Raw genomic sequence first — 12,733 nt, 5'->3', positions numbered from 1 at the left:
CGAATGGGAAGTTCAATAATTTTAAAGTTACTTAATGTTACACATTATTATAGAAATAAGAAAAATAGAAAATGGTATTTACCTTTTGGATATGATGCAGAAGATATTGAATTAAACAAAATATCCTTGCACATTTACCAAGGTGAAGCATTAGCTATTATTGGAGAACCTGGCTCATCTAAAACGTTATTAGGTAGAATTATAGCTGGCGATATCAAACCCGATAGAGGTAAAATGGTGAAATCTGCCTCCACGTATTATGGAGATATTAAAGATAAACATTTACTTCACATTACTGTTAAGGAATATGTTAAAGATATTCAACAGTTATTTACATATGAAACATCATCACATAATATTGAACAAATTATTAAATACGCTCATTTAGATGAGAAAGCATCTGTGAAGATTAATGAATTAAGTCATACAGAATTTGCTCAATTAATACTAAGTCTCGCACGTGTATGCCGTGCCGAGGTATTAATTCTCAATCATATTATTGAACATCTAGACGATGCTTTTCTAGAAAAAGCAAAACAACTTTCTAAAGATTATATTTCTGATAATCAATCCCTCATACTTATTGATGATGATATTAATAAAGTTACTCAAGTCAGTAACTATGTAGCTTGGATATCACATGGCCAAGTACGGATGGAAGGTTCTTTAAACCAAGTGTTACCGGCATTTAAAGATCATGAGCGGGATAGATTAAGCATTGATAATGAAGAAGAACAACAAAACTTTGATTTAGATTGGAAAGAAAGTCGCAGTCGTTTGCCTGATATGAGTTATAACTTTAAACGTGTAGAACGATATAAGAATGCTAAAGTCCCAGATTTCGTCGTTAAATTTTGGACGATACTTATCACAAGTGTATTAGCACTCATCTTAATCGGCGCTTTAGTAATGAATAATATTGGAACAATCGAAGCACCTACGATTGAAACACAGAAGAAAGTTCAAAACAAAGATCCTTTTGAAGAAAAGCTTGCTTATGGTATTGTCATGAATGATTCAATCACGCTTGATGGTGAATCTAATATAAAAGTACCTAAATATACATTTGTTACAATCACGGGTGAAAATTCCAAAAAATATCAAGTGACGATGAATAATAAGGATTATGAGGTAGGGAAAAGTAAGCTACAATATTTCAATCCAGCTGCGCTATATGAGTCGCATTCATTAAGCACTCTAGCTCCATATATGAAATCTAATTATAGTAATTACGTTGATTACTTTAATAGTCAATTACATAAAAAACATGAACAAGTTAAGAAAACGCTAGTACCTGACGAAGATTCACGCTACGTCGTCTCTGTAACGCAACAACCCATTGATATGCTATTTAATGATCAAAATAAATTAACTGGTTTCGTTTTTCCAATAGTTGATAAAGATAAACTAAAAGATAAATATCATATTACTCAAGATTTATGGACTGTGAAAACGGACAATGGTTATCTTATTGCGGATATGAATGATAGCAAATGGATTTATATTGAATTGTAGGTGTAAAAATGATAGATAATTTATTATTATATTTTAAATTTTTTCCATCACTCATGAAATTCGCTAAACAACGAATTATTGATACTAAAAAATGGTTTATAACTCTATTTGTAGCCCAATTAATACTTATAGCGATTGTCCTCATCTCACTTTCAATTATAGATATCGAAGAAATTGTCAAAGCAAGATGGTTATATAGAATGATCACGTTCATATCATTCATCACTATCACGGCTACAGTTTATAAGTCGTATAGAGAGTATAGTCAAGATTATTTAGTTACAAAATCATTTCAATTAACGCCCCTAGTAACAACGATAGCTAATATTTTAGTTGGGAATATTATTCTGATGGTTTTAACGTTAATTATCGCGGTTTTTAAACCTATTAATTTTGAAACATCAATGCTAGCGTATTTATTCTTCATGTTGATGACTATAGTAAGTATGATTTTTATAACAGTTACATTAGGATTACTTGATATTCTAAGTAAAAAAATATTAACAATATTTATCATAGGTAGTGTTGTAAGTTTCTTATTATTACCAATACTTTATTTACCTAGTACCAAAACAAGTTTATTGAACCAAATTCTAAAGTTAAATCCGTTTTACTATATAGTGGATGGTTCTGCAACTTCAGCTATTTTTGGAGCAATTAATATGTATAATGTGGCTTATCATGTGTATTTTTTAATTTTCCTAGTTATATTAGGAACACTAAATTTTATGATAATGAGATATGTCGCACATGAAAAATATAGATACTTACAGAATGCAATAACGCTAAGAAATGAAAATTAAAAAAGACGTAATAGCAATTGTTATAGGAAAAGGCTGAGACACTTAAATTAATGTCTCAGCCTTTACTAGTTTAGCAATTAATAATAGAACTATTAACACGTATTAATAACGTGTTTATTAGATTAATGTGAATATAATTTTTTTTGTAGCTTTTCTTCGCTGAAAACCCATCCAATATAAGAGTGATCAATATGATTGTCATTATCAACATGAGCAATAGCGGCAAAAGAATAATGACCTTTATTTAAATATCTCAAGTCTATAAGTCTTATCTCAGTAGTATCGTCATCTAATCTTCTTGTTTGCCAACGATAGATTGAAGAAAAGTTTAAAAATGTTCTAATGTCAGGATTACTTTTAAGTTGCCATAGTAATGTATCAGGAGAAAAGTTTTGACGTTTCACTTTATCGCTAAATACGACATTACGACCATGAGCTCTTCCTACATAATCATGTTCTTCAGTTTGGATAGCAACTCTCCATTCCATAAATTTCATTGTAGGTGCTACAAAGATTTTTACTGGATTATGTTGTTGTTGGATTTGTTTTAACGCTTGTCTTTTAATAATAGCTTGCATTTGGAAACGAATAATATAATACACTATTAACACACCAATAATAGGGAAAAAGACTAAAAACGGATGAACGCCTAGCAACCAAATGACAATACCAAGACATAAGATGCCAAAGATAATGGGGTCAAAGGTATTAATAACGCTTAGCTGAATCCACTTGTTAGTTATTGGTCGTAATGCTTGGGTACCATATGAGTTAAAAATATCTACAAACACATGTAAAAATACTGCAAGTTGAGCCCATAACCACATATGAGTGGTATCTACATTAGGAAATATGACGTAAATAAAGAATGCAATCAATATGGGCCATAAAACAGTAAAAGGTATTGAATGTGTAATCCCTCTATGATGAGAAATATATGTAGCATTATTTTTTAATTTTAAAACTGTATCACCATCAGGGATTAAAGATCCCGCAATAAGTGTAGTTGCAGTAGCTACCATCGTATTAGCCATCACAGGATCTTGTGTGGCTAATGCAGTTAGCCCGACACCCATTGCAATATGTGTGGCTGTATCCATAAACCTTCACTCTTTTCATCTTAATTTAATTTATATTATAATCTAAAAGTTACAATAACAAAATGAAGAGACTTAACAAAATATTAAATAATTTAGCACATTGAAATAGATTCAATACACGTGATAGTTGTAGAAAGGAAAAATGTTGATGTTAAAAGAGCACTCTTTTAAAGAAAATATAGTAACGTGGTTCGAGAAAAATCAAAGAGCAATGCCTTGGCGAGAAACTACTAATCCATATTATATATGGCTAAGTGAAGTAATGTTGCAACAAACTCAAGTGAAAACAGTTATAGATTATTATCACCGATTTATTGCACGTTTTCCTACTATTGAAGATTTAAGTCAAGCCCATGAAGACGAGGTGCTCAAATATTGGGAAGGCTTAGGTTATTATAGCCGCGCACGAAATTTCCATACCGCTGTTAAAGAAGTAGAAGCGGAATATGGAGGTCTCGTACCGAATTCCCCTGAAAAATTTGGCAAGTTAAAAGGCGTTGGGCCCTATACGCAAGCAGCTGTTATGAGTATAGCGTATAATCAGCCCCTTGCTACTGTAGATGGAAATGTATTTAGAGTATGGTCACGTTTAAATAACGATAGCCGTGATACTAAATTACAATCAACGCGAAAAGCTTTTGAAAAGGAATTACAACCATACGTCAATGAAGAAGCTGGAACTTTCAATCAATCGATGATGGAACTAGGGGCTTTAATATGTACACCTAAAAATCCATTATGTTTATTTTGTCCTGTGCAAGAAAATTGTGAAGCCTTCAAAGAGGGCACCGTCTTAGAACTTCCAGTAAAAACTAAAAATGTTAAGAAAAAAACGGTAGAACAAAGTATATTTTTAATTAGAAATAATAAAGGACATTATCTCATTGAGAAACGGCAAGAAAAGTTATTAAACGGTATGTGGCAGTTTCTAATGTTTGAAGAACCTAATGCATTAGAACAATTAGAAGCAAAGTTGGACATGTCATTAACTATTGCTGAAGAAAAAGTATGCCAATTTAAACATCAATTCACACATAAAACGTGGAATATGCAAGTATATAGCGTAATTGAGGAAGTGAATATTTCAGAAGAAGAATTAAATAAGAAAAATATGGCCTGGTTTGATTTAGATACGCGACAAGATTATACGATGCCCGTATCGATGAATAAAATATATGAATTCATTAATGGTTAACTTATATAGGTATGTCACAATCTAAATATAAATTCGTTAATATTTTAAACATTCCTTTTTAAAGACTTTATGAAAAATATGCTATAATCTAAAGTGCGAAAATAATAAAAGGTGGTGTGGAGTATGGTTAAAGAATCCATACCTAAAGAAGGCGAAAATATAAAAATTCAGAGCTACAAGCATGATGGTAACATTCATAGAGTATGGTCTGAAACAACAATATTAAAAGGTACGGATCATGTTATCATAGGCGGTAATGATCACACGTTAGTTACTGAAAGTGATGGCAGAACTTGGATTACAAGAGAACCAGCAATTGTGTACTTCCATTCAGAATATTGGTTCAATGTCATTTGTATGTTTAGAGAAGACGGCATCTATTATTATTGTAATTTATCTTCACCTTTTGTCTGTGATGAGGAAGCGTTAAAATATATCGATTATGATTTAGATATTAAGGTTTATCCTAATGGGAAATATCACTTATTAGATGAAGATGAGTATGAGCAACATATGAATCAAATGAATTATCCTTCTGATATTGATGTCATCTTACGTCGCAATGTCGATATCCTTCAACAGTGGATTGAACAAAAGAAAGGACCGTTTGCACCTGATTTTATCAAAGTTTGGAAGCAAAGATATAAAAAGATACGTAATTATTAAGCATAAAAGATGTAATTACGATTTATTTGTTTTATAGTACTTGAGTGATAATAGTTAGAGGTTGAAATGACTGTATTATTATGGACGTCGTAGTTTGTAATACTAAGTCTTCAACCTCTATTAATTTTCAATAAGTAAATTAAGCGACATAAAGGGGGGATTGGAATGATACGACGCTATTTAGAGTTTGTAAAACCATATAAATATCGTATTATTGCCACTATTATAATTGGTATTATTAAATTTGGCATACCGATGTTAATTCCACTATTAATCAAATACGCTATTGATGGCGTAATTAATAATCATGCGCTTTCAACAAATGAGAAATTCCAACATCTTGGCATCGCTATTGGGATTGCTTTATTCATATTCTTAATTGTGAGACCACCAATCGAGTATTTACGTCAGTATTTAGCGCAATGGACAAGTAACAAAATCTTGTATGATATTCGTAAACAATTATACAATCACCTACAAGCATTAAGTGCAAGATTCTATGCTAATAATCAAGTAGGTCAAGTAATTTCAAGGGTTATTAATGACGTAGAACAAACGAAAGACTTCATTTTAACAGGTTTAATGAACATTTGGTTAGACTGTATCACTATTATTATTGCACTAACAATTATGTTCTTCTTAGACGTTAAATTAACATTTGCTGCGCTCATCATTTTCCCATTCTATATTTTAACAGTATATTTTTTCTTTGGACGCTTAAGAAAATTAACCCGCAAACGTTCACAAGCGTTAGCAGAAGTTCAAGGATTTCTACATGAGCGTGTGCAAGGCATGTCTGTAATTAAAAGCTTCGCGATAGAAAATAATGAAGCTCAAAACTTCGACCATAAAAACAAAAACTTCTTAAATAAAGCGTTCCAACATACATCATGGAATGCATATTCTTTCGCTGCTATTAATACAGTTACAGACCTAGGACCAATTATCGTCATTGGCGTAGGTGCCTATCTAGCAATTAATGGTTCAATCACAGTTGGTACATTAGCTGCCTTCGTTGGTTATTTAGAACAACTTTTCGGTCCTTTAAGAAGACTAGTAGCTTCTTTTACTACATTAACTCAAAGTTTTGCATCTATGGACAGGGTCTTCCAACTCATAGATGAAGATTACGATATTAAAAATGGCGTTGGGGCTCAGCCAATTGAAATTAAAGAAGGCCATATTGAATTAAAAGATGTAAGCTTCAAATATAATTCAAATGAGGCAACAATTTTAAAAGATATCAATCTTAACATCAATAAAGGTGATACTGTAGCCTTTGTAGGAATGAGTGGTGGTGGTAAGTCGACGCTAATCAATCTAATACCACGTTTCTATGATGTTTCAAAAGGTGAAATCTTAATTGACGGTCATAATATTAAAGACTTCTTAACAGGTAGTTTAAGAAATCAAATAGGATTAGTACAACAAGATAATGTATTATTCTCTGATACGGTTAGAGAAAATATTCTACTAGGACGACCTGACGCGACAGAAGAAGAGATTATTAAAGCTGCTAAAATGGCCAATGCACATGATTTTATTATGAACTTACAAGATGGTTACGATACAGAAGTAGGGGAACGAGGAGTTAAATTATCCGGTGGTCAAAAACAACGACTATCGATTGCACGTATCTTCCTAAACGATCCACCAATCTTAATTTTAGATGAAGCAACTAGTGCACTTGATTTAGAAAGTGAAGCAATCATTCAAGAAGCATTAGATGTATTAAGTAAAGATCGTACGACGCTTATCGTTGCCCATCGACTATCTACGATTACTCATGCTGACAAGATTATTGTTATGCAAAACGGACAAATCGTTGAAACAGGATCACATCAAGAACTTATTGCTAAACAAGGTGCTTATGAACATTTATATAGCATTCAAAACCTATAAAAAATTACAGATTCTAAGGGTTAAATCCTAAAATAAAGAGGCGTAGAGAAGATTCAATTATTATGAATCGACTCTACGCCTTATTTGGTATTTTTGTTTATTTCGCATGTTTCTATCAAAGAGGTTGATATGCTAGTCTCATGCTTGAATTATAAATCAAAGTCTTCATCTGCAATATCTATATCCGTATCATTACGATGATAGGTAAAGAAACTTAGTCTTAAACGATCAAGATGTTCTAAAAAGTAGCGATATTCCTCAATTGTTGCAATGATTTGCATAATATTTGAATAAGAATACTCTACTTGATAAGGATTTTGAATAAGTTGCTGTTGGAAAGCATCCATAAGATCTTTCTTTTGTGGATTTCTAATTTGATTATCAAAATGTTCAACATTATAGCGCGCTTTTTTTGATAAACTTTTCAAAATTTGTTCATGATACGCTGTTAAAGAATCTAATTCTAATTTAATTTGGAAAATAAGATTATGATTTAAACTATGCAAATCATTTTGATAACGTGCCATACGATTTAAAACTTCATAAGCTTGTCTAGTAGTACCCACTACTTCTTTAAATAGGATTTTCTTTCTATTTTGTTGAAAAGTAGCTTTCCTAGTTAAAGCTTTCTCTTCATTGTAATAGTTGAAAATTTGTTCGAGTTTCGATATGCGTGATTCTATCTGTTCACCATCTTCTTTAATCTGATGATAGTCAGAGGCGTCATTTAATACAAGTTTAAACCATATAAATATATCAGAAGCTATATTCACTGAATTATGGTAAATTTTTGTTTCGAATTTAGGTGGAAGGAAAATTAAGTTAACCACCGAAGCACTTACTACACCGATCATGACTAAAATAAATCTAAATGCAGCGGCTACATAAAAAGAACCAGTGTGTTGCCCCATAATAATAAGTGCAGTAACTCCAGCTAATGTAGCTACATGTGCTAAATTCAACTTGTATAAAATGGCGATTAATAGAATGACAGTTACACCCATGATAACTATATTTTTACCAAATATAGTGACCATAACAACTGCGAGAATAGCGCCAATGACGTTACCTGTAGCTTGTTCGGAGATTGTTTTAATAGAGCGATAAATATTAGGTTGCATTGCTACAATCGCACTAATCCCTGCTACAGATTTCAAACCGACATTATCAGGTAAGAAAGAAGCTATGAACAAAGCGAGGATGATTGCAATACCAGTCTTAAGTATACGAGCTCCTAGCCTCAACTATAACGCTCCTTTAAAATTTATTTATAGTTAATAACATTGAATTTAGTATACACTTGAAATAAGAACCTATACAAGTTTTATATTGAAGAAATAAAGAAATCTACTAAATTGAGATACTATTTAAAGTTAACAATTTAGTAGATTATTTTGACGTTAAATTCTGAGATGACAGACTTTAAAAGCTTTCAACCAGTTATTTCATTTGGCTAAATGCGTAGTCGGCAGCTTCAAGTGTTTTGTCGATGTCTTCTTCAGTGTGTTCAGTTGTAAGGAACCATGCTTCAAATTTAGAAGGTGCTAAATTAATACCTTGATGCAACATAAGTTTGAAGAATTTTCCAAATGCTTCCCCATCTGAGTTCTCAACTTGTTCATAATGAGTAATATGTTCATCAGTGAAATAAAGTGTTAATGAACCATAAACTCTATTAATTGTAGCGGTAATATTGTGTTTTTCGATTAATTTATTTAATCCATCTTCTAGGCGTTTACCAAGTGCATCTAACTTTTCATATACGCCATCTTGTTCAAGAACTTCTAGTAGGGCAATACCGGCTCTCATTGATAGAGGGTTACCAGCCATTGTTCCTGCTTGATATGCTGGACCTAGAGGCGCAACGTGTTCCATAATATCTTGGCGTCCGCCATATCCTCCAATTGGAAGGCCACCACCAATAATTTTCCCGAAAGCTGTTAAATCTGGGTAGACGTTTAATAAGTCTTGTGCAGCTCCGTAATGGAAGCGGAAGGCAGTGATTACCTCATCATATATCACTAATGCTCCATAATCATGTGTTATTTTATTTACTTTTTCTAAAAATCCTGGTTGAGGTTCTACCATGCCAAAGTTACCTACGATAGGTTCTACTAATACTGCAGCTACTTCATCGCCCCAATGTTTCATAGCTTCTCTATAAGATTCAACATCATTGAATGGCACAGTGATAACTTCTTTAGCAACACTTTCAGGAACGCCCGCTGAGTCTGGAGAACCTAATTGTGAAGGACCACTACCGGCAGCCACTAATACTAAGTCGGAATGACCATGGTATGAGCCAGCAAATTTTATAATTTTATTACGTTTAGTGTACGCACGTGCAACACGAATAGTTGTCATGACTGCTTCAGTTCCAGAGTTTACAAATCTAATTTTCTCTAAAGAGGGAATAGCCTCATGTAATTTTTTACTAAATTCAATTTCTAATTCTGTTGGTGTACCGTAAAGAACACCTTTAGCTGCTTGATCTTGAATAGCTTCAGTAATGTGAGGATGGGCGTGGCCAGTAATGATAGGACCATAAGCTTGTAAGTAATCAATAAACTTATTGCCATCTACGTCATATAAATAAGCTCCGTGTCCTTCTCGCATAACGACTGGTGCTCCGCCACCAACTGCTTTATAAGAACGTGAAGGTGAGTTTACTCCACCTAAGATATATTCATTAGATAATTCTTGGAGACGTTCACTCTCTGTGAAATTCATTTATTATCAACCTCTCTTATTTTAATAATATTCATTACTATCGTATCATATAACTAACAATATTAAGAAATAGGTGAAACAATGTTAAAAAAGGGCGATAAATTACCAACATTTAAACTAGAGAACCAACAAGGCGATTGGATTACAAACGATACAATTAAAGGTGGTAAGACTATTTTATACTTCTATCCACGTGATAACACGCCGACTTGTACTACAGAAGCGTGCGATTTTAGAGATAACTTATCAAATTTTAATGATTTAAACGTTAAAGTGTTTGGCATAAGTGGAGATTCTAAGAAAAAGCACCAAAATTTTATTGAGAAAAATGATTTGAATTTTGATTTATTGGTTGATGAAGATTACCACTTTTCTAAAGAAATGGGCGTGTATCAACTTAAACGTTCATTTGGTAAAGAAAGCATGGGAATTGTGCGTACCACATTTGTAATTGATGAAGAAGGGTATATCATTGATGTTATTGAGAAGGTTAAAGTAAAAACACAAATGGAAATCTTGAAACAAATATTGGGGTGAAACTATGAAAATTGTTAGTTTAAAACGATTAGGTGATATAGAGAAATATCTCATTAACAAATATCCAGAATTAGAATTTTCTTTCTTTAAAAAAGCTAGTGAAATACCAAAACATTTAAAAAACACATTAGACATCTTGATAGGCTATGATGGTAAAGTCGATAAAGCTTTTCTACAAGAATGTCCGAAATTAAAATGGATAGCTTGGTACGCTACGGGTGTAAATAACCTACCATTAGAATATATAAAAGAGAGAAATATAATCTTAACCAATAGTAGAGGCGTTCAAGCTAAGCAACTATCTGAATTTATATTAGCGTTCATCTTAGATGATTATAAAAAAATGCGTACATCATATGACAACCAACAAAATCATATCTATGATTCAAAATTAACAGGAAAACGCCTAAGTGGAGCAAAAATATTATTTTTAGGAACTGGCGCATTAGCACAACAAGCTGCAAGATTATTACAACCCTTTAAGGTAGAAATTATTGGTATTAGCAAATCAGGAGAAGAAAAGAAAGACTTTAATCAAATATATAAAATAGAAGAATTGGATAATATTCTAAGTCAAAGTGAAGCGGATATTATCATTAATACGTTGCCTGAAACAAAGGAGACTTATCATTTATTAAATAAAGAACACTTTGAACGTATGAATAGTGAGACATTATTTATTAATGTTGGTAGAGGAACAATAGTAGATGAAGAGATTATTTTAGAGGTATTAAGAAATAAAACTATCCGACATGCGTATTTAGATGTTTTTGAAAATGAACCTTTACCATCAGAACATCCTCTTTATGATATTGAAAATGTAACAATAACTGCTCACATAACTGGAAATGATGACAATATTAAAAAGGATTCCACAAAGATATTTGAAAGAAACTTGAATGATTTTCTCAATAACGAGGGCGTAAATGAGAATTTAGTCGATCTTGATAAGGGATATTAGCAGAATACTAGCGTACTTATTGACATTAAGCTTTCTAAACAGTTATATTAGTATAAAGTAATAATAATTCTTATGTAGAAAGATGGTGAACACAATGAGTGCGGAGATAGAATCTATAGAACATGAACTTGAAGAATCAATTGCAGCTCTTAGAAAAGCAGGAGTAAGAATCACACCACAAAGACAAGCAATTATTCGTTTTCTAATTACTTCTCATTCACATCCAACAGCGGATGAAATTTATCAAGCACTTTCACCTGATTTTCCAAATATTAGTGTTGCGACGATCTATAATAATTTAAGAGTGTTTAAAAGTATCGGTATTGTTAAAGAGTTAACATATGGAGATTCATCAAGTCGATTTGATTTTAATACACATAATCATTATCACGTTATTTGTGAGAAATGTGGCAAGATTGTCGATTTCCATTATCCACAATTGGATGAAGTTGAACAGCTTGCTCAACATATTACGGAATTTGACGTAACACATCACCGTATGGAAATATATGGAATATGTAAAGAATGCAGAGATAAAGAAGAACAATAATGAAGTGAAATTAAATCGGCAACACAATGGATTAAAACATCCATTGTGTTTTTTCTTTTTACAATAGATAAAAGTGCAGGTTTGGAATATTAATTGTGATTAAGAAATATAAATTGAATGATCATAAAATAACTTTAATTAAAAAAGAGAATAAAGTAAGATGAATAAAACTAAATCGAAGAACTCTAATATCTAGCTAAAAAGGGACGTTATAATATAGTGAGTTATTAAAATGATTAAGGTAATAATTACCTTTACGTTTGCTAAAGGGATGAATAAATTACAAATAATTAATATTTCTAATCTATTATTTACCTGGCTTTTTAGTAAAAGAGGCTCATAATTTAATATATTTCATATAAATAATACTCTTAAACGTTAAAGAATACATTTGATGTATAAAATTAAACATAATTCTATATAATAAATGATTGACGTTCAATTACAAACTTGCTATTATGTAAAAGTCGTCAAAAACGAAAGAAACATTTTTGAAACGGATAATTAAGTTTTTTAACTTAATGTTAAGAAAGTGTAATTTTGACTATTGAAAATAAAAACAAAACATTATAAGATATTATTTGTTGAAATAATCAATTGAGTTTTGAAGAGATAAATTTTCGATTAAATAAAAAGAAAAAAGTTCTTGACAAAAGATATTGATTGTTGATATAATTAATAAATGTAACTGTTTGAAATGAACATTGAAAACTGAATGACAATATGTCAACGTTAATTCCAATAAGTAACTTAAATGTTACAAACATTATTTAG

The 12,733-nt window shown here is 31.6% G+C and carries 11 protein-coding genes; 8 read left to right on the top strand and 3 right to left on the bottom strand.

The features are described 5' to 3' along the window. Positions 1-3: 3 nt before the first annotated feature. Positions 4-1,515, top strand: a complete 1,512-nt coding sequence (locus FH144_RS08930) for an ATP-binding cassette domain-containing protein (protein ID WP_242315227.1) — start codon at positions 4-6, stop codon at positions 1,513-1,515. A gap of 8 nt (positions 1,516-1,523) precedes the next feature. Next, a complete protein-coding gene (locus FH144_RS08925; protein ID WP_242315225.1) occupies positions 1,524-2,318 on the top strand; it encodes a teichoic acid transporter in 795 nt (264 codons plus the stop codon). Between the two features lie 122 nt (positions 2,319-2,440). On the opposite strand, the gene FH144_RS08920 is transcribed toward FH144_RS08925, so the two are convergent. Then, the gene (locus tag FH144_RS08920; protein ID WP_242315223.1) at positions 2,441-3,418 is read right to left on the bottom strand and encodes a metal-dependent hydrolase; all 978 of its coding nucleotides are present in this window, start codon (positions 3,416-3,418) and stop codon (positions 2,441-2,443) included. A gap of 148 nt (positions 3,419-3,566) precedes the next feature. On the opposite strand from FH144_RS08920, the gene mutY reads away from it, so the two are divergent. The 3 genes from mutY (at position 3,567) to FH144_RS08905 (ending at position 7,181) form a co-directional block, all read left to right on the top strand. After that, entirely contained in the window at positions 3,567-4,613 is a 1,047-nt protein-coding gene (gene mutY, locus FH144_RS08915) for an A/G-specific adenine glycosylase (RefSeq protein ID WP_242315221.1), read from the top strand. 123 nt (positions 4,614-4,736) lie between these two features. Continuing rightward, positions 4,737-5,279, top strand: coding sequence for a nucleoside tri-diphosphate phosphatase (gene ntdP / locus FH144_RS08910; RefSeq protein ID WP_103166685.1), 543 nt, complete (start codon positions 4,737-4,739; stop codon positions 5,277-5,279). 165 nt (positions 5,280-5,444) lie between these two features. Next, positions 5,445-7,181, top strand: a complete 1,737-nt coding sequence (locus FH144_RS08905) for an ABC transporter ATP-binding protein (protein WP_242315219.1) — start codon at positions 5,445-5,447, stop codon at positions 7,179-7,181. A gap of 149 nt (positions 7,182-7,330) precedes the next feature. On the opposite strand, the gene FH144_RS08900 is transcribed toward FH144_RS08905, so the two are convergent. Together FH144_RS08900 and FH144_RS08895 are read right to left on the bottom strand one after the other, a co-directional pair. Further along, positions 7,331-8,425 (bottom strand): FUSC family protein, encoded by a 1,095-nt coding sequence (locus tag FH144_RS08900; RefSeq protein ID WP_107507755.1) that lies wholly within the window; start codon positions 8,423-8,425, stop codon positions 7,331-7,333. A 196-nt stretch (positions 8,426-8,621) separates the two neighbouring features. Next, positions 8,622-9,911 carry a glutamate-1-semialdehyde 2,1-aminomutase gene (locus FH144_RS08895; RefSeq protein WP_242315217.1) on the bottom strand — a complete coding sequence of 430 codons (1,290 nt, stop codon included), beginning with the start codon at positions 9,909-9,911 and terminating at the stop codon, positions 8,622-8,624. 81 nt (positions 9,912-9,992) lie between these two features. Between FH144_RS08895 and bcp the strand changes: the two genes are divergently transcribed. The 3 genes from bcp to perR all read left to right on the top strand — a co-directional run bounded on the left by bcp (position 9,993) and on the right by perR (position 11,959). Then, complete coding sequence (gene bcp, locus FH144_RS08890) at positions 9,993-10,448, top strand: thioredoxin-dependent thiol peroxidase (RefSeq protein WP_242315215.1); 456 nt, start codon at positions 9,993-9,995, stop codon at positions 10,446-10,448. 4 nt (positions 10,449-10,452) lie between these two features. Further along, a complete protein-coding gene (locus tag FH144_RS08885; protein ID WP_242315213.1) occupies positions 10,453-11,409 on the top strand; it encodes a phosphoglycerate dehydrogenase in 957 nt (318 codons plus the stop codon). Positions 11,410-11,503: 94 nt separating this feature from the next. Next, the gene (gene perR, locus FH144_RS08880) at positions 11,504-11,959 is read left to right on the top strand and encodes a peroxide-responsive transcriptional repressor PerR (RefSeq protein WP_107507759.1); all 456 of its coding nucleotides are present in this window, start codon (positions 11,504-11,506) and stop codon (positions 11,957-11,959) included. Positions 11,960-12,733: the final 774 nt, after the last annotated feature.

The organism is Staphylococcus sp. acrmy (genome assembly GCF_022690565.1).
Lineage (GTDB): Bacteria > Bacillota > Bacilli > Staphylococcales > Staphylococcaceae > Staphylococcus > Staphylococcus caledonicus.
The sequence above is the reverse complement of the archived record's forward strand: the minus strand, read 5'-3'. Positions and strand labels throughout refer to the sequence as shown.

Excerpts from the sequence above, each read along its gene's own strand:
- FH144_RS08925 (WP_242315225.1), top strand. The coding sequence starts at position 1,524 with ATGATAGATAATTTATTATTATATTTTAAATTTTTTCCATCACTCATG.
- FH144_RS08905 (WP_242315219.1), top strand. The coding sequence starts at position 5,445 with ATGATACGACGCTATTTAGAGTTTGTAAAACCATATAAATATCGTATT.
- FH144_RS08895 (WP_242315217.1), bottom strand. The coding sequence starts at position 9,911 with ATGAATTTCACAGAGAGTGAACGTCTCCAAGAATTATCTAATGAATAT.
- FH144_RS08930 (WP_242315227.1), top strand. The coding sequence starts at position 4 with ATGGGAAGTTCAATAATTTTAAAGTTACTTAATGTTACACATTATTAT.
- FH144_RS08920 (WP_242315223.1), bottom strand. The coding sequence starts at position 3,418 with ATGGATACAGCCACACATATTGCAATGGGTGTCGGGCTAACTGCATTA.
- perR (WP_107507759.1), top strand. The coding sequence starts at position 11,504 with ATGAGTGCGGAGATAGAATCTATAGAACATGAACTTGAAGAATCAATT.
- FH144_RS08885 (WP_242315213.1), top strand. The coding sequence starts at position 10,453 with ATGAAAATTGTTAGTTTAAAACGATTAGGTGATATAGAGAAATATCTC.
- mutY (WP_242315221.1), top strand. The coding sequence starts at position 3,567 with ATGTTAAAAGAGCACTCTTTTAAAGAAAATATAGTAACGTGGTTCGAG.
- bcp (WP_242315215.1), top strand. The coding sequence starts at position 9,993 with ATGTTAAAAAAGGGCGATAAATTACCAACATTTAAACTAGAGAACCAA.
- ntdP (WP_103166685.1), top strand. The coding sequence starts at position 4,737 with ATGGTTAAAGAATCCATACCTAAAGAAGGCGAAAATATAAAAATTCAG.